The following is a 17937-nucleotide window of genomic DNA, read 5'->3' on the forward strand; positions in this document are numbered from 1 at the left end:
CATGGCACAGGAGATCTTTCCCGGCCGTTTTACGGCGGACATCGGGCGCGAAACAGTGACCGTCTTCCTGATCGGGATGCGCGCCAACCGGTGGTGGAAGATGGGCAAGGTGGGGCGGGTGGCATCAGCCATGCCTACGATGATGCGACATCTGGCCGCCAATCCCGAGGCAGGGTTGCTCGGCAGCGAGCAGTGGTTTGGGCGCACCACCATCCTGCTCAGTTATTGGGAAAGTCCTGAGCATCTGAGGCGCTTTGCCGCGGACCGCGATTCGCCACACCTGGGGCCATGGCGGAAGTTCATGAAGGAAATTGCCGGCAGTGGCGACATCGGGGTCTGGCACGAGACGTACCAGGTACCGGCGTCGGGCATTGAAGTGGTGTACAACGGGATGCCGCTTTTTGGCCTGGCCAAGGCAACTTCCCATGTTCCCGTCGGCCCGGGCAGCAACACGGCGAAGCAGCGCATGGGCTCAGCTGCCCGGACCTCAACGGCGGGCGCCTAGGCGATTGCGACGGCGGCCGGCCGCTCGGTCTTCAGGGTCCGGCGGAGTTGGGGCGAGGCGTCGAGCTTCTGCTGGGCGGCATGCAGTCCACTGACGGCGAATTCGAGTTGCGCGGGCGGCAGGGTGTAGGGGACGCGCAGGTAATGCTCGAAAGCTCCGCCGACTCCGAAGCGTGGTCCGGCCGCCAACCGTAGCCCGAAATCCGGCGCCAGCACAGTGAGGGCGGTGCTGCAGGCGCTGGGCAGGCGGCACCAAACCGTGAGCCCGCCGCGGGGCCGTTCCACTTCCCATTCCGGCAGGTGTTCTGCAAGCAAGGCCAGCAGCGATTCCCGATTGTGCCGCAACTGGTCCAGGCGGGCGTCGAGCGGTTCCGCGAAGGACCTGACCAATCGTGCGGCGGCCAACTGCTCAACCACTGGTCCGCCCAGGTCCATGGTGGTCCTCGTCGCCACGAACCGGGTGATCATCTCCTCCTCCGCCCGGATCCAGCCCGTTCTGAGTCCCGCCCAGTGGGATTTGCTGAGCGAACCGATCGAAACCACGCTGGGATTGAAGGCGGACATCGGCGAGGTCCGGACGCCGTCGAGGTTCAACCCCCGCAACGTCTCGTCCACCACCAGAACCGTTCCGGCGGCAGCGGCCGCCCGGGCCAAGCGGCGGCGCTGCAGGTCCGACATGATGCGCCCGGTCGGGTTGTGGAAATCGGGCACAAGGTAGGCCATTGCGGGGCGCTGATGGTTCATTGTGGAGACCATCGCATCAACGTCCCAAGCAGGTGAGGCGTGGGGCGGTAACGGCACGGGAAGCACTTTGCAGCCGGCTGCCCGGATGGCGTCCAAGGCATTGGGATACGTGGGGTGTTCCACCAGAACCCTGTCCTGCTTTCCCACCAGCGTATGGAGAACGATGTTGAGGGCGTGCTGTGCGCCGGACGTCACCAGGATCTGATCCGGGGTGGTGGGCACACCTTCCGAGGCGTATTTCCCAGCGATCGCCTGACGCAATGCCTGAACTCCAAGGGCGTCGTACCCGAAGCCGGGGAGCAACGCAGGCAGTTCGGTGAGGGCGTCAGCGAATGCCCGGTGGACAACTTCGCCGGCGGCCGGAAGTGATGCGTAGGCCAGGTCCAGGAGTCCCTCGGGCGCGGCAAGGCCCGGAATGCTCACAGGTGCGGCGCGGTGAGGGATGCTCGTCCTGCCACGGCTGCCCTGGCCCGAGGTGAGAAAACCTTGCTCGCGCAGGCTCGCATAGGCCGCGGTGACAGTGGTGCGGCTTAGGCCGAGGGTCTGCGCCAGCGCCCGCTCGCTGGGGAGCGCGACGTCAAGCGGGATGCGCCCATCCATGACCAGCAGGCGCACGACGTCGGCCAGCTCCCGGTAGGCGGGCAGGGCGCCGTTGTTCCAAGAGCCCAGGAGACGGACGAGTGCGGTGGGATTCAGTGAGCCGGGCATGGGACCAGTATTCCAAACTGGCTATGGAATGCAAGGCCAGTTTTCCACGACCATGGTTACATGATGACCCGAAGAATCACACAACTCCTGATCGGCCTCGCGATGTACGGCATCTCCCTGGCCATGTTTATCCGCGCCGGGCTTGGCCTGGATCCCTGGGACGTCTTCCACCAGGGCCTTTCGGAAAAGACTGGCTTCAGCATTGGTGTTGTGGTGATCGCGGTCAGCTTCCTCGTCCTCCTCCTCTGGATCCCGCTGCGGCAAATGCCCGGGATCGGAACGCTGGCGAACGCAGTGCTGGTGGGGGTCTTCGCTGATCTGGGTCTGTGGCTCATCCCGGAGTTCTCACATCTGGGCGGGCAAATTGCCATGCTGGCCGGCGCCGTGATCCTCAACGGAATCGCCTCGGCTTGCTACATCGGAGCACGCCTCGGCCCGGGAGCCCGCGATGGCCTCATGACGGGACTGGTTCGCCGAACAGGCTGGTCCGTCCGCCTGGTCCGGACGGGAATTGAAGTAGTAGTCCTCGCCGTGGGCTTCCTGCTGGGTGGCTCCGTTGGTGTGGGTACGGTGGTTTACGCGCTGGCAATCGGCCCGATCGTGCAGGTGCTCCTGCCGAAGTTCATGGTGCCGGAGCCAGCTAAGACCTTGGAACCGGCCAAGGTCCCGGAAACGGCAAACGTCCCGGAAACGGCCAACGCGACCACCCACGCGGAAGCCGTGGAGGCCGCGCCGGCCGCGCCAGCTGCCTGACGAACGGCCAGCAGCTTGGTCGTCTGGAATCCGTCAGTCCTTGATGGCTCCAAGCGAAAGACCCGATTGCCAATAACGCTGGAGGCTGAGGAAGGCCGCGATCAGTGGAACGATCATCAGTAGTGAGCCGGTAATGACCAAATTCTGGATGAGCTCGCCATTCCCTGCCGTGGAGCCCAGCTTGTTCCACTGGTTAATTCCGATCGTTAGCGGGTACCAGGCTGGGTCCTTAAGCATGATGAGCGGCAGGAAGTAGTTGTTCCAGATTGAGACGAACGAGAAAAGCAGCACGGTGACTGTTGCGGGCGCAAGCAGGGGAAAAGCGATCTGCAGGAAGATGCGCAGTTCCCCGGCGCCGTCGATCCGCGCTGCCTCGATCAATCCGTTGGGCACGGCCTGATCGGAAAATACCCACATAAGGTACAGGCCAAAGGGGTTGATGAAGGAAGGGATCAGGACGGCCCACGGCGTGTTGGTTATTCCGAGCTGGGCAAAGAGCAGGAATTGCGGAATGGCAAGTGCTATGCCGGGAACAGAAATGGAACCGAGCACGATGAGAAGGAATACGCGTCTGCCCACGAAGTCGTGCTTCGCGAGCGCATAGCCTCCCAAGGCGGCAAGGAACGTCGACACCAGTGCGCCGGCTACAACGTAAAGAATGGTATTCAGCAGCCAACGCGAAAAGATGCCGTCCTGGAAGGTGAACACCTGGACGATGTTGTCCCACAACGCGAACCGTTCGCCGAAGCCCAGCCCGAATGAGGAAACGAAATCTCCCTGCGACTTGGTGGCATTTATCACGAGCCAAGCCATGGGAATGAGACAGTAAAGCGCGAACAGCCCGGTCACAAGGGTCAGGGACGTGCTCTTCCTCGGGTTGGCCAGCGTGTACAAAGTCTTCTGGCGCCGCAGGGGAGCTTGGGGCGTAGGTGTTGCCCGGTCTGTCACTGGTGCAATGGGGCTACTTGTTGAGGACATTTTTCATTCCCTTGATTTGAACCACGTACGCGATGGCAATGGTGAAGATTGCCATGACCAGGGCAAGTGCCGCGGCGTATCCCTGCTGTGAGCCGGTGAAAGCGAGGCTGTACGCGTACATGTTCGGTGTGTAGTAGGAGGTTATGCCGCTGTTGGACACGAGCGTTGCGAGAATATTTGGTTCGTTGAACAGCTGGAAGGTGCCAATAATCGAGAAAATGATCGTCACGATAAGTGAACTCCGCAGCGCCGGGAGCTTGATGTGCCGGATGATCTGGAACTCGTTTGCTCCATCGATTGCCGCGGCCTCGTAGAGCTCGCGGGGGACTGCCCGGAGAGCAGCATAGAAGATCAGCATGTTGTAGCCGGTGAATCCCCACGTCACCATGACACCAATTGAAACCATCGTTGTTTCGGGAGCGAATGGATTGAAGGATGTGCCTGCAGCCTTGTTGAGGCTTCCTATAAGTCCATACCGGATGCCGAGCATAAAGCCCCACATAAGAGTTGAGACGATGGCGGGGATGGCATAGGGCAGGAACACCACGATGCGGAAGAACCGGGAACCGTGGAGCCGAAGGGAATCGATGGCAAGCGCCAGGGCGATGGCGCTGAACAGCATGATGGGGACTTGGATGGCGGTAAAAAGAACGACTCGAATTACGCCGTCATAGAACTGGCTGTCCTGAAAAAGCTTTACGTAATTGTCGAACCAAATGAAGACTCTTCCTCCGATCAGCTTGTTCTGGAACAGGCTGATGTAGGCGGAATAACAGATCGGGACGATGAAGACGAAGAGGAACAGCACACTGAAGGGCGCAATGAAGAGCAGGCCCACTTTGCGGCGTTTAGGCTGTCTGAGGGATTGGCGAACGGGTACGTTGTCTGAAACCTTTATGCGGTTCGTGAGCGTTTGCCTGCTCATGGAGGAGTCCTTCTTTCATGTTTCATCTGCAGTAACGGCCGGTGGGTGCCGCGTGAAGGCTCACGCGGCACCGCACGCCGCTAACGGACAGAGAATCCTTGTTCGTTGCCGTACTCGATGCTGCGCTTCTTCCAGGTCTCCAGGACCTCCGCAAGAGTGCCTTGACGGCTGTCGTACAAGGGGGCGGCAACGTCCTCGTAGCTTGAGCGCGCCCATCCGAAGAACGGCGGATACTGCCAGCCGGTGGCCACGTTCTTGGATGCGTCTGCGAGGACCTGGTTGTATTTCTGGTCTCCGAAGAAGGGGTTTGTCTTGCTCAGGAAAGACTCACTGTTGAGGTTTGAGAGGTTGGGAACGAACGCTCCTGCGTCGATGCGCGGCTGGAGTCCGTCACCGTGGGTGAAGTACTCGAGGAATGCGTAGGCCGCTTCCTTGTTTTGCGCTGCCGCTGGAATGGCCATGGCGCTTCCGCCGTTTTCCCCGCCGGATTTTTCGCCGGCCTCCCACTGGGGGAGTGGGGCGACCCGGAAGTTTCCAGCTGCGTCGGGTGCGCGCTCAGGGAGGGTGGAGGTGAACCAGCCGCCGATGAGCTGCGTTGCAAGGGCGCCCTCGTTCAGTCCCCGGTTCCAGTCATCGGACCAGTTGGTTACCTTTGTGTTGACGAGGTCTTCATCGAGGAGCTTCTGCCAGAAGGCCACGGCGCGGCTGCTGCCCGCGTCGTTGAAGTCAATGGTCACCTCCGTCCCGTTCACTTTGAATGGGTGGCCGCCACCCTCCCACATCAGGGACATCAGCAGGAAGATGTCGGCAGAGTCATTGGTGATGTAGTGGTCCCCGCCGAGTGCCCGGACCTTCTTGGCGGCCTGATAGAACTCGTCCCAGGTTGTGGGAGGTGCAGGGACGCCTGCTTGTGCGAGGACTGATTGGTTGTAGAACATCGCAGCCGGGCCATAGTCAGACGGAAGAGCGTAGGGCTTGCCGTCGATGGTCACGTTGCCCCAGGCGGCATCGACATAATCAGAAGCGAGGTCCTGGGCGCCATACGGCGATAGATCAGTGAGCTTGCCGGGGATAGCGAAGAGGGGGAGCGAAAAGTACTCGAACATTGCAATGTCCGGCACCCCTGATCCGGCCTGAATAGCGTTGTCCAATGCTGTGTACTCATCGGTGGATGAACCGGCATTGACCACATTGACAGTGATGTTCGGATGGAGCTTTTCGAACCCTGTCACGGCTTCCTTGACAGTACCGTCCCAGCTCCAGACGGTGAGGGTGATGGGTTTGTCGGTAGGAACTCCGCTCTTGGCCGAAGCGTTTCCTCCGTCCGAGCAGCCGCTTAAGGCTACGACAGAGGCAATTATCGCCGCTGCCGCAAGAATCTTCTTTGGCATTTACATACTCCTTCGTATCGATGATTTTTGCCCGGGGAGCTCCGCCATGGGCCGGGGTGAACGTGTTGGGTACAACGTTGTACCTTAGATGCAAAAGCATCCATGGCACGTGTAGTTCGTGTGGTGTTCCACAGGCTCGGAGCTGTTCAGGGCTCAGTGCTCATGTGTCTTGCGGGTCGCGCAGAGGAGGTGAGCGTCTGTAGGTACAACGTTGAACCTCATGGTAGGTGGATGCTGCGAGAGCGTCAAGGAAAATCCGGAAGATTGCGTGAAGCTATGATCTAGGCATTGCCCTCGCAGGAGATGCTGCAGGGTAGGAAGGGCACTGAATGAACGCGAATCCGACTATTCATGATGTGGCCCGGGCAGCCGGAGTTTCGATCAAGACAGTATCGAATGTCCTCAACGACAACCCAAAGGTCGGCCCGGCCACCAGACTTAGGGTGCGGCAAATTGTGGATGAGATGGGCTATCGGCCCAATCTTTCGGCACGTGGTCTGCGTTCGGGAAAGACCGGAGTTATCGGCCTCGCGGTTCCCTCCCTTCGTGAGACCTATTTCGCCGAGTTGGCGGATTCTGTCATTCGTGCTGCTGCCAAGCGACGGCTGCGTGTCCTCATAGAGCAAACCAACGGGGATCGTGAGCTGGAGATTTCGATCCTCTCCGGCGGACAGATGCGTTTCACCGACGGATTGCTTTTTAGTCCCGCGGCAATCGGACAGCAGGACGTGGATGTCCTCACCACGGGCGATCCACTCGTCCTCCTCGGCGAACGTATTTTCGGAGGGCCGACCGACCACGTAACAATGCACAATACGTCGTCCGCCCGGGCTGCGGTGGAACACTTATTGGACATCGGGCGAACCAGAATCGCGCTCATCGGGGCTCCAGAGGCCATAGCCGATGACGCGAGTTCGGCGAGTCTGCGCGAGCGGGGCTACCGTCAAGCTTTGGAATCTGCAGGCATCCAGTATGACCCCCAACTCGTAGTGAGAGGTGGGACCTGGGTCCGGGAAACGGGCGTGGCCGCCATACGGCGTCTGATTGCCGACGGCACCGGATTCGACGCGATATTCGCCCTCAACGACACCCTTGCGCTCGGTGCCCTCCGCGCTCTTGCCCAGGCCGGCCTCCACGTACCCGACGATGTTGCCCTGATCGGATTCGATAACCTCGATGAGGGCCGGTTCTCCCTGCCCTCGCTCAGCAGCGTTGACCCTGGCAGGCTTGAGATCGCAGAGACGGCAGTGGATCTCTTGGTGAACCGAATTCAGGAAAGGGACGGGAAATCACCACCCAAGACGGTCAAAGCAGACTTCAAAATCGTCAAACGGGAATCAACAGGATTTAAGGGCGACGACAACCTCGTGGGCGGTGGGTAGCAACACGCCTACGGAAGTGGTTGGCATCTGGGACAGAAGTAGATGTCCCGCTCTTCGGTTCCATCCGGCGCTGCGAGGACGTCGCGACGAACAGGTGTTCCGCAGCGCCTGCATGGCTGCCGGGCCCTGCCATAAACCCAGTAGCCGGGCCTCATCGCCCGGGGCCCCAAGGTGGTCCGCAGGCCTGGACCCAGGTTCTCGCCCAGGAGCCGCTTCGCATCGTTGACTGTCGTGGCGAGGTCCGGCACTGAGCCCACAGGCAACGCGGGGTGGATTCCGGAAAGGAAGCACGCTTCGCAGCGATAGATGTTGCCGATCCCGGCAAGCTTCCGCTGATCGAGCAGTGCGTAGCCGATGGGGACGTCAGGTTCAGCTTGGAGCCGGCGGAGGGCTTCTTCTTCATCCCAGTCAGGGCCGAGTAGATCAGGCCCCAGATGCCCGACGATCCGATCTTCCTCGCTGGTTGGGACCACCTCAAGAATGCCCAACGAGAACCCGACCGCGTCAACGGAAGCCGTTCGCAGCACGCAACGCGCAGTGTGGCCTGGCTTCGTCCAGCGGCCTCCCGGCGGGTAGACCATCCAACTGCCTTCCATCTTGAGATGGGAATGGATGGTCAGCTCACGCGGTTTCCTGCTCGCTCCGGGCGCCTCGTCCGCAGGTCCCACCAGGCGCATGAGTAGGTGTTTGCCCCGGGGGACCACCTCGGTCATTGTCCAACCCGCTAGGTTCAGGGTGGCGAAACGCGGTACCCGGAAGTCTGAAGCTGTTATGACCTGCCCGGCCAAGGCCGCGTTAAGGCGCGAAGCTGCGCGCCAAATGGAGTCTCCCTCAGGCACGGATCCGCAGCCCCTTCGGGGTTGAGTAGGCTCCGGCAGCCGCAAGAGCAGCAGCAATCGGAGTGTCCAGGAGGTCGTGACCGTTGACCTTCTCCATGAAAAGCTTGTCCACTGCTCCGCGTCGCACCACGTCCACCAAAGCTTGGGCAGCCGCCGCAAGGACGGTGTCGTCGTGGCTGAAGGTGAGAAGAGTCTTACCGCCGCGCTCAACATAAAGGACCAACGCGCCGTCGACCATCACCACCAGCGCGCCGGTCTTCCGTCCGGGGCGGTGTCCGGAACCGGCGTCGACGGACAGCGCCGGCCACGGCAAGGCGGCACCGTAAGGGTTGGCCGGGTCCGTGGCTGCAAGTGCCAGTGCCGTGGGTTCTGCCTTGGTGATGCGCGCATCTTCGGTGAAGGAACGGAGCCTGTCCACCGTCGCTGGGACGGCGAATTGGGCCGCTCCCAGGTGCTCGATGAAGTAGCCGCGGCGGCAACGCCCGGCTTCCTCGAGACGGGCCAGAACTTTGTACATGAGGCCGAAACCGCCGATGATGTTCTCGGCCATGACCGAGCCCCGGGTGACGACGCCATAGCGGTCCAGCAGAAGCTCGGCGGTACCGCGAGCGTGGATGGTCGGGTCGAGTTCGGGGGAGGGGAGCGCGGACCAGCGTCCTACGGCCGATGGCGGGGCGGGAGCGGTGCCGGAGACGGAACCATAGCGCCCACCCGTAAGCCCGGGGGAGCCCAGTAGGCCCGTACCGTGGGAGCGCCCCAACCTGCTCATTCTCGGGGCACGGGCGCGAGGTGCCTTGGCCACCTGCCGGTGTGCTGTGCGCCCACCGGCGATCATGGCCCGCACGGGAGCAAAGGTGTCGCCCGTGACGCGGCCGGCCCACACCAGATCCCAGAGCGCCGAGACCACGGCATCATCGCTCAGCACAGAGTCCATTCCGCCTGCCACCTCGGTGAGTTGGCGGAAGAAGTAACCGCCACCTGCACCCAGGTAGTCAAGGAGCCGCTGTTGGGCGTCGCCGGGCTCGAAATCCGGGGCGGGATTGAGCGTCAGCTCGGCGGAGTCAGCCACATGGAGACTGATCCAACCGTCGTTACCCGGCAAGGCGCCAGCCCCGGACCACAACAACTCACCGGCCGCCATGAGCTCGTCCAACATGGCTGGTTTGTAGTCCGCCACGCGGCTCGCGAGCACCAATGGCTCCCATGCGGAAGCGGGAATGGGAACGCCTGAGAGTTGATCAACTGCCGTAATGATGCCATCGAGTCCGCGCAATGCCTGGCTTCGGGACTTCCCAGGTGCGGTCACGTTCTGCCATGCCGGCAGGAACCGCCCATAGGCGGCAGTGTCAACGGGCTCAACCTCTGCGCGCAAGGCGGCCAGAGAACGACGCCGGAGCTTCCGCAGGACCTCGGCATCACACCATTCGCTGGACGGCGGTGCCTCGGCGGACATGAGCTCGGAGTCCAGAGGCTCTAGTGGGGTGCTCTCCGTCGCCACGGCATGTGGCCGGAACTCGCCCTCCACGACACGGCCATCGGCAGCGAGCCGCTTCAGTGCGGTATTGACGACGGCGACGCCAAGTCCCAGCCTGGATGCGGCCTCGGCTGCTGTGAATGGTCCGTGCGTGCGCGCATACCGTGAGACGAGGTCGCCCAGGGGATCGTGGACGGGCTCAATGAAGGCGAGCGGCACGCCCATGGGCAGGGGGACACCAATGGCGTCGCGCAGCCGGGCGGCATCTTCCACTGCCGCGAAACGCTCGACGCCGCCGATCGTTACTTTTAGCGCCCGGTTGGCTTTCTGGAGTGCGGCAAGGTGTGAGCCGGCGTCCGGCCCTTCCTCAAGGCGCTCCGCCACTTCCTCAACACTGAGCGGACCAAGCAACCGGAGGAGGTCAGCAACGCCTTCCATTCCCCGCACGCGACGGTCCGGCACCAGCCGCTGCAGCTCGCGTTCCGTGGCATCAATGACCGCGGCGTCAAGAAGCTCGCGCAGTTCCACCCTGCCCAACAGCTCATTGAGCAGCGTGGAATCCAATGCGAGGGCTGCCGCCCGACGCTCCGCCAAGGGGGAGTCGCCCTCGTAAAGGAACTGTGCCACATAGCCAAACAGCAGGGACTTCGCGAAGGGTGATGGTTGCTGGGTGGTGGTCTCCACAATGCGCAGTTCGCGGCGTTCGACCGATGCCGCGATGTCCTTCAGGGCGGGCAGATCGTAAACATCCTGCAAGCATTCGCGGACGGTTTCGAGCACGATAGGGAAGGACGGGTACTTTCGGGCGACGTCCAGCAATTGGGCCGAGCGTTGACGCTGCTGCCAAAGGGGTTGGCGCTTGGCCGGGTTTTGACGGGGGAGCAGCAGGGCGCGGGCGGCGCACTCACGGAACCGCGAGGCGAACAACGCACTCCCGCCAACCTCGGCGGTGACGATCTGTTCGAGTTCCTCGGGATCGAACAGGAACAGTTCAGCACCGGGTGGCTCGTCCTCCATCATGGGCACGCGAAGAACGATGCCGTCATCGGCGGCCATGGCTGAACCATCCAAGCCGTACCGCTGCTGAAGGCGTTGTCCAACGGCCAAAGCCCACGGCGCGTGAACAGGCATTCCGAACGGGCTGTGGAGAACAACACGCCAGTCCCCGAGTTCGTCATGGAAACGTTCCACAACCAATGTTCGATCGCTGGGAACGATGTTTGTGGCCTGCTTCTGTTCTTCCAGATACTGCAGCAGATTGCCGGCCGCGAAGGCATCGAGCCCACTTGCCTGGCAGCGCTCCATGGCTGGTGCGGGGTCGGCCGCGGAAAGCTCGCGGATGAAGGCTCCCAAAGCGCGGCCGAGATCCACCGGACGGCCCAGCGAATCGCCCTTCCAGAAGGGGAGCTTTCCAGGCTGGCCGAAAGCAGGGGAAACCAATACGCGGTCGTGGGTGATGTCTTCGATTTTCCAGCTGGTGGCTCCGAGGGCAAAGATATCGCCTACCCGCGACTCGTAAACCATTTCTTCGTCGAGTTCGCCAACGCGGCGCCCACCTTTCGCGGCACGGGCGGAGGCGCTGGGGCCTTCACCATCGGCGTTGGCCGGGGATGAGGATCCTTCAACTTCCGTGCCGATGATGTACACGCCGAAAAGGCCTCTGTCAGGAATGGTGCCGCCCGAGGTGACCGCAAGTCGCTGTGCCCCCGGCCTGCCCTCAATGGTGCCTGCATGCCGGTCCCAGATAATGCGTGGCCGAAGTTCTGCAAATTCGTCGGACGGATACCGTCCGGCCAGGAGATCCAGCGTGGCCTCGAACGCGGACCGGGGCAGGCTGGCAAACGGCGCCGATCGGCGCACGGTGCTGAACCATTCCTCGACGTCGATGCTGCCCAGGGCCGTGGCGGCGACGGTTTGCTGGGCCAGGATGTCCAAGGGATTGGTGGGGATGCTGAGGCGCTCGATTTGGCCACTCAGCATCCGTTCCACTGTGACGGTGGTGTGAAGGAGGTCAGCCCGGTGCTTGGGGAACAACACGCCCTCGGAGATCTCGCCCACTTGGTGGCCGGCACGCCCTACTCGCTGTAGGCCGCTGGCTACCGAGGGCGGTGACTCGACCTGGATGACAAGGTCCACGGCTCCCATATCGATGCCAAGTTCCAGTGACGATGTGGCAACGACGCAGCGCAGCCTGCCCGACTTCAGGTCATCCTCGATCATTGCCCTCTGGTCCTTGGAAACCGAGCCGTGGTGGGCGCGTGCCAAGACAGGATCTGCTCCGCTGGTGCTGCCGGCCTGGGCCATCATATGCGCCGGCGTCGCAGTGGACACGGGAGCGGCCCCCGCGGACTGGGTGGCCGGCCCGGTGCCCCAGCTTCCCGAATCCTCAGCCTTGCCGGCAGCACCCCACTCACCGCCGGCCGCGGCCAACATTTGCCGCTCGGCATGGATCTCGTTCAATCTGGCGGTCAGCCGTTCGGCCAGGCGGCGTGAGTTGGCGAAGACGATGGTGGACTGCTTGGAAAGGACAAGATCGACAATCTGTTCCTCAACATGGGGCCAGATGGATGCCTGCGGCTGAAGCCCGGAAGCAGGGCCGGAGTCAAATGCGCCCGCGGCCCCTTGCAGGTCCGACATGTCCTCCACAGGCACAGTGACTGTGAGGTTCCAGTTCTTCTTGGACGGCGGAGCCACAATTTCCACAGGTGCCTGGCCGGCCAGGAACTGGGCCACGAGCTCACGCGGCTGCACCGTAGCAGAGAGGCCGATCCGCTGGGCAGGCTTCGGTAGAAGGGCATCCAGCCTTTCCAAGGACACCGCAAGATGGGCGCCCCGCTTGGTTCCAGCTACAGCATGCACTTCGTCGATGATGATGGTGTCTACTTCGCTCAACGTTTCCCGGGCACGGGACGTCAGCATCAAGAAAAGGGACTCCGGCGTAGTGATCAGGATGTCCGGCGGGTTCGATAACAGGGAGCGCCGATCTGCCGCCGTCGTATCTCCGGAGCGGACTCCGACTGTCACAAGAGGTGCCGGCAGTCCCAATCGTTTGGCGGTTTGCGTTATCCCGATGAGCGGTGAGCGAAGGTTCCGTTCCACGTCCACGCCCAGTGCTTTGAGTGGCGAAATGTAAAGGACGCGGGTCTTTGTTTTAGGACGTTTGGCGCGCCCCTTCCCGTCGGGGACGGATTCCAACCCCGGCAACGTGTCCGACGGCGTGGAATGCAACCTGTCCAAGGCCCAAAGGAAGGCGGCAAGAGTCTTGCCGGAACCAGTGGGGGCCACCACCAGGGCATGCGAGCCCGAAGAGATAGCGTTCCAGGCGCCATCCTGAGCGGGGGTGGGCGCGGAAAAAGCGCCAAGGAACCATTCCCTGGTTGCCTGGCTGAAACGGCCGATGGCGCCCGTGGACGCCTGCTGCTCCTGCATTCCTCCATCATGCCCCACGGCTCAGACAGAATAAGCCCGAGCCGTGGGTTGATGGTTAGACGGCCTGGAAGGCAGTGATGGTCAGTAGTTTGATGCCGGTGTTGCTGCAGGCATCGTGCTGCTCGGCAACGAACAGTGACGCGGTGTCATTTGGCGGGTAGATGCGGTAACCGGCAGCAGGCACCTTGGTGCAGTCGCCGTAGTTTCCAGCCTGGGTGTAGCGCAGTTCAGCCCACGCCGATTTGCCCGGGGCAAGCTCAATCTTGGTGACCGGCGTGGTGGTTTCGCGGGTAGCAGGCTCGCCGATAGGGGCACCGTTGGCGTCGGCCGTCAAAGAAACGCCTGCGAAACCCTCAAGGGTACAAGGCGTGGTTCCGGAGTTCGTCAGGATCAGTTTTTCGTAGATGCTTCCGGCAGCGCCGCCGCCAGTGGAATCAGTGGCGGCAGTCAGGGAATCGGCCTTGCATTGACCTTCGGCGGCGGGTGCTTCGGAGCTGACCGTTCCCGACGGTGAAGGCGAGTTGCTCGCGCTGGGGGAAGCCGACGTCGGAGATGCCGAAGATGAGGTGGGCGGGGCACTGCTGCTTCCTGCGGGGCTTGGGCTTGGCCCGCAAGCAGCAAGGAGCAGCAGCGAGGCTGCCGCCGTCGTTGTCACAAGTCCGGTTTTGATGCGCTGAGTCCACATGCGCACCAGCCTTGCGCCGGGTGTGACGCGAGTCAATTGAGCCACGGCACGGAAAGAGGATTGGCGTCCGGATCGTGATCTTTCCGGACGCCAATCCGCTAAAGGTTCGCCCTGTTACTTTGCGTCGACCTTGGCCGCTGCTGTCTTCGCTGACCGGCCGCGGAAGAACGCGGCGCCGCCCAGGCCCAAACCAGCGATACCGGCAACAAGGCCCGCCCAGCTGCGTGCCTGTGATCCGTCGTCGGTCACCGATGACGCCTGCTCCGTTGACACCGTGCCTGCTGCGTGGTGGTCACCTTCGGCTTCGGCCGGTGTGATGGTTACGGCCGGGGCCGGGGCCTTGAGCTCGTGCTCGTCCTGTCCCTCCTTCGGGATCTCCGACCAGTCAGTCTGGCCCTGCTCGCAGGTCTGCAGAGTGGGGAAATAGAGCGTCTTGCCAGCGGCGTCGGGCAGCTTGACCGAGAGAACCAAAGCATCACGAAGATGCGGGTCCAGCGGAGCCTTGGCTGTGTACACGATCTGGCTGGTCCGCTTCGTGATGGTGGTGCCATTGTCCAGCTTCTTCGGCTCCGCCAACGTCTCCGTAACTTTCTCGACGGTCCAGTTTGGGTTGACTGTGGGCTGGGCATCGGTCAGTTCCTCGGGCAACGAGATAGCGACTTTTGTTGTGCCGAACGTGTCGCAGCCGTGGGGGATACCGAACGTCAACAGGGCGTACGAGTTTGCGGCAGTCTTGTTCGGATCCGCCGATACGTGTGCGGATGCTCCGGCCAGGCCGGCCATCATCAAGGCAGCGGTTTCGCCGGCGGCAGCGGTCGCGGACAGGGTACGGCGGAGGGTGGACTTCTTCATGGGATTGCCTTTCAAGGGCGCCGGAGTTGGCGCCGGGTACGGGTTTATGGCCCGTCACCAAAGGCGTCTGCTTGGTGCGTTGCGCTGGTGCCGGGCGGAATCAGGGAAGAACGACGGCGGCGGGCGGGCCGCGGCGGCTGTCTTGCCTCAGGTTCCGCCAGGGGCGGGGCAGGAAAACGTCAGGTGCGCCGACGGCGATAGGGGAGGCGCCGGCGTCGGGCCTGAACAGCAGCGTGGGCAGCGCAACCAATGGACGCAGCCACGCCGCCAGCTGCCACAGTGCGTCCTCGCCCTTGGCCAGGATCACGGCAGAGCCGATCGTGGCCAGGATGTGGCCAGCCAACATCACGGCGCCCAGAGTTGAGTCCAGCTCATGGAGGTGGGGCGCCGCTGTGTAGAGCAAAGGATTCAGGGACTCGGCCGCGGCGTGGTGCGCATTTCCTTGGGCTGTTGCCGTCACTGGACTCAAAGCTGTGAAGGCTTCGTGGAGTACGAACTGGCTGGTTCCAAGCAAGGCTGTCATGGAGGCGACGTTGAGTTTGAAGCGCGTGGCCAGCGTCGCGGCCAATGCCGTCAAGGCGACAAGTGCCAACAGGACCGGGACAACGGGAAGTTCGCCGCCGCCGATCACATGGGCTCCGGCAGCAAGAAACACGATAACGAGCGAGATCGCGCCGGACCGCAAGGCATGGAAGGGTGCCCGGGGCTGCGATAAGCGCACGGAGTCCTCCCTAAATTGCCTGCCTGGATGCTGCTGTTGTCAGCGTCCTGATTCTATCGGGAGTTCGGAGTTGGACTGGCCTCGGATGGGTGCCTATGTGGATACTTTGACGCTTTGTGGCGATGCCGGCGCCTTAGGTGCGGACAAAGGTTGGTCGGGGTGGCTCCGGGATACGGCTGAGGTCCGCACCAGGACGGCGACGGCGGAGCTCAAGTTTCAGGCTTTCCTCGCCACGCGCCATGGCCCAGTGGTGGTTGGCCGAGAATGCAGGCTTCAGGAGCCAGCTCAGCCTGCGCAGGAGTGGCTTGGCGGCGCTGACCCGCCAGTCGTAGGTGATGACGACTTCAGGGCCGTCGGTTTCGAAAGTCCAGCGGCCAGTGCCGTTGAGGTCTCCCTCGGCTTTGAGTGCAAAGCCGTGCAGGGTAACGGGTTCGGTAACTGTGAGCCGCCAACGCAAGGTGTAAGGAAGCCAGCCCTTGGTGTGGAGGTCGAAGGATTTACCGGTGCCATCCGGGTTGCCCTCGTTTACCGGGGTGACTTGGAGATAGACGGCAGGCCACCACTGCTTGAGGGTACCGGCGTTGCCGAGGACATCCACCACTTCCTCACGTGTTCCGGGCACACGCCACACGGTGACGAACTCGTAGTCGGTGCTTTTGCTCGTCTTATTGGTCAACCCGGCCATTGCTGCCTCCGCAGTGGGTGTGGCTCCGAGGGTGTCTTGTGGCATCCGTGATTAATGTACTGCTGACACGGCGGCTGTTCCTACGAAAAGTCGCTGCTGGGCGGACCTGTATGGGTAGGACTCGGCAGGAAATAGCTGGACTGAAGTTCAGGTCAGGGCAAGCACCAACATCAATAAGATACTTAGTATCAAGCAAATTAGGTCTTGACCTTTAAGCACTAAGAAGATAAAAATGACGAAGTGCCAATAATCTTCACCACGTTCGGCACCTCGCCAGCCCCGCACTTGGGCCACGTTTGACGGCGAATTTGCATCTGTTGTTGGTAATTGAGAAGTCGCATGAGGGAGCCTCCAATGACGGAGGCCTATCTCTCGCCGTGGTTTGTCCAGCCGCCGATAACCGGTGATGCCCCAGCTTCGAAACTGGATTCGAAGCCCTCCCTACCTTAAGGATGTCCAATGGACACGACGAGCGAATTCAAGAAACAGGAAGAGGCAAAGCCGAAATGGTGGGTTCTGTTTCTTACATGCGCGGCTGTAGTGCTCGATGGCTATGACACGGTCGCGCTGGGTGTGTCCATACCTACGATTGCCAAGGACTGGGGGGTTCAGCCCTCGTTCTTCACTCCTGCCCTCTCGCTGACCAGCGCCGGAGTGGCTCTGGGATATCTCGCTGTGGGACGCCTCGTGGCCAGGCTGGGCACCCGGAACGTCATCCTTTCTGCAGTTGTGGTCTTCACTGTTGGTTCGCTGCTGACAGCGTGGTCGACTTCGATTGTGGAACTCACGATTCTGCGGTTCATAACGGGTCTGGGATTGGGTGCCGTTCTTCCAGCCGCTGTATCGCATGCAACCGCAGTCAATCCCGCACGCTTGCGTCAATCCATTGCAGTGGTCGTGATGACGGGCATCTCCTTCGGGGCACTCATTGCGGGTCTCACCGGCAGTGGCATTGTGGGCGCATTTGGGTGGGAATGGGTGTTCATTTTGGGTGCTATCGCCTCTGGCGTTCTCCTGCCATTCCTGTGGTTCGGGTTGTCAGGCAGCCAAGCGTCAGACCCGCTCCACGAAGCGCCCGAGGCCAAGCACCATGCGTCGGTTGCCCGCCTGTTCGATGCCTCTGTTCGAAGCAGGACGCTGCTCCTGTGGGCCTTTTCCTTCCTCATATTCGCCGTGTTCTACGTGTTCTCGTCGTGGTTGCCGACCCTGCTCACCAGTTACGGCTTCAGTGCCGGGCTAGCACCCTTGGGGTCAGCAGCTCTGGGCATCGGAAGCATCGTGGGTGCTGGCGTGCTGATTGTCGGATCGCGTCGATTCCGCATGACGTCCGTGCTGGCTGGAACCTCGGCCGTCGCCATTACGTTCCTTGTTGTTTCTGCGTTTCTCGGCCCCGACAAAACTCTGCTGCTGCTGGTCTTCGGTGGAGTCGGCCTGGGACTCCAGGCCGGAATGATCGGCGCTACGGCGCTGGCGGTCACACTGTATCCGCAAGCAACCGTGACGGCCGGCGTCGGATGGGCTGCTTCGCTGGGCCGACTCGGATCCGTGGTTGGGCCGATCTTCGGCGGGGTCCTCATTGGATTCGGCGTGGATACCAGCTTCATTGTTCTTTCAGTCTGCGTGCCTGTGATCATTGCTCTTGCCTTGGTGTTGGTTGTAGGGCGTATCACCGCATCAAGAGCCTCTACTCCGACACCAGCACACCAGGAGAAATCGTCCCTGGCTTCGCCCCGTACGTAGAGCACGCTGTCCCTTATGGCTAGCCGCCGTCTATCCGCCTGCAGACAGAGCCGATGACACGGATCTGCATCATGTTTGGGGGAGTGCGGCCACGTAATTAGTAGTCGGTGCTTTTGCTGGTTCGTTG

At 62.0% G+C, this 17937-nt stretch carries 14 protein-coding genes; 4 read left to right on the top strand and 10 right to left on the bottom strand.

Annotation, left to right across the window (positions count from 1 at the left end; translation table 11 throughout):
- Window position 1 precedes the first annotated feature (1 nt).
- On the top strand, window positions 2–505 hold the full coding sequence (locus LDN82_RS03800; protein WP_224094323.1) for a DUF4188 domain-containing protein: 504 nt from the start codon (window positions 2–4) through the stop codon (window positions 503–505).
- Here LDN82_RS03800 and LDN82_RS03805 read toward each other — a convergent pair.
- On the bottom strand, window positions 502–1956 hold the full coding sequence (locus LDN82_RS03805) for a PLP-dependent aminotransferase family protein (protein ID WP_224166435.1): 1455 nt from the start codon (window positions 1954–1956) through the stop codon (window positions 502–504). The genes LDN82_RS03800 and LDN82_RS03805 overlap by 4 nt on opposite strands.
- 60 nt (window positions 1957–2016) lie before the next feature.
- Here LDN82_RS03805 and LDN82_RS03810 point away from each other — a divergent pair, with 60 nt between their 5' ends.
- The gene (locus LDN82_RS03810) at window positions 2017–2709 is read left to right on the top strand and encodes a hypothetical protein (protein ID WP_224166436.1); all 693 of its coding nucleotides are present in this window, start codon (window positions 2017–2019) and stop codon (window positions 2707–2709) included.
- A 33-nt stretch (window positions 2710–2742) separates the two neighbouring features.
- Here the strand turns inward: LDN82_RS03810 and LDN82_RS03815 are convergent, their stop codons facing one another.
- From LDN82_RS03815 to LDN82_RS03825, 3 genes are all read right to left on the bottom strand, one after another.
- Window positions 2743–3687 carry a carbohydrate ABC transporter permease gene (locus LDN82_RS03815; protein WP_224166437.1) on the bottom strand — a complete coding sequence of 315 codons (945 nt, stop codon included), beginning with the start codon at window positions 3685–3687 and terminating at the stop codon, window positions 2743–2745.
- Window positions 3671–4612: a sugar ABC transporter permease gene (locus LDN82_RS03820; protein WP_224094329.1), complete on the bottom strand. Its 942-nt coding sequence runs from the start codon at window positions 4610–4612 to the stop codon at window positions 3671–3673. Before LDN82_RS03820 ends, LDN82_RS03815 begins: the two co-directional genes overlap by 17 nt.
- Window positions 4613–4692: 80 nt before the next feature.
- Window positions 4693–6003, bottom strand: a complete 1311-nt coding sequence (locus LDN82_RS03825) for a sugar ABC transporter substrate-binding protein (protein WP_224166438.1) — start codon at window positions 6001–6003, stop codon at window positions 4693–4695.
- 329 nt (window positions 6004–6332) lie between these two features.
- Here LDN82_RS03825 and LDN82_RS03830 point away from each other — a divergent pair, with 329 nt between their 5' ends.
- On the top strand, window positions 6333–7385 hold the full coding sequence (locus LDN82_RS03830; RefSeq protein WP_224166439.1) for a LacI family DNA-binding transcriptional regulator: 1053 nt from the start codon (window positions 6333–6335) through the stop codon (window positions 7383–7385).
- An 8-nt stretch (window positions 7386–7393) separates the two neighbouring features.
- Here the strand turns inward: LDN82_RS03830 and LDN82_RS03835 are convergent, their stop codons facing one another.
- The 6 genes from LDN82_RS03835 to LDN82_RS03860 all read right to left on the bottom strand — a co-directional run bounded on the left by LDN82_RS03835 (window position 7394) and on the right by LDN82_RS03860 (window position 16061).
- A complete protein-coding gene (locus tag LDN82_RS03835; RefSeq protein ID WP_224166440.1) occupies window positions 7394–8224 on the bottom strand; it encodes a DNA-formamidopyrimidine glycosylase family protein in 831 nt (276 codons plus the stop codon).
- The gene (locus LDN82_RS03840) at window positions 8217–13127 is read right to left on the bottom strand and encodes an ATP-dependent helicase (protein WP_224166441.1); all 4911 of its coding nucleotides are present in this window, start codon (window positions 13125–13127) and stop codon (window positions 8217–8219) included. The genes LDN82_RS03835 and LDN82_RS03840 overlap by 8 nt, the downstream gene beginning before the upstream one ends.
- Before the next feature lie 55 nt (window positions 13128–13182).
- Window positions 13183–13812 (bottom strand): DUF4232 domain-containing protein, encoded by a 630-nt coding sequence (locus LDN82_RS03845; RefSeq protein WP_224094339.1) that lies wholly within the window; start codon window positions 13810–13812, stop codon window positions 13183–13185.
- Window positions 13813–13926: 114 nt separating this feature from the next.
- The gene (locus LDN82_RS03850; protein WP_224166442.1) at window positions 13927–14664 is read right to left on the bottom strand and encodes a YcnI family protein; all 738 of its coding nucleotides are present in this window, start codon (window positions 14662–14664) and stop codon (window positions 13927–13929) included.
- A 100-nt stretch (window positions 14665–14764) separates the two neighbouring features.
- Complete coding sequence (locus LDN82_RS03855) at window positions 14765–15385, bottom strand: hypothetical protein (RefSeq protein WP_224166443.1); 621 nt, start codon at window positions 15383–15385, stop codon at window positions 14765–14767.
- Between the two features lie 133 nt (window positions 15386–15518).
- Window positions 15519–16061, bottom strand: a complete 543-nt coding sequence (locus tag LDN82_RS03860) for an SRPBCC family protein (protein ID WP_224095134.1) — start codon at window positions 16059–16061, stop codon at window positions 15519–15521.
- Window positions 16062–16529: 468 nt separating this feature from the next.
- Here LDN82_RS03860 and LDN82_RS03865 point away from each other — a divergent pair, with 468 nt between their 5' ends.
- The gene (locus tag LDN82_RS03865) at window positions 16530–17810 is read left to right on the top strand and encodes an MFS transporter (RefSeq protein ID WP_224094346.1); all 1281 of its coding nucleotides are present in this window, start codon (window positions 16530–16532) and stop codon (window positions 17808–17810) included.
- The last annotated feature ends 127 nt before the right edge of the window (window positions 17811–17937 follow it).

Origin of the sequence: Arthrobacter sp. StoSoilA2 (genome assembly GCF_019977195.1) — a bacterium.
Lineage (GTDB): Bacteria > Actinomycetota > Actinomycetes > Actinomycetales > Micrococcaceae > Arthrobacter.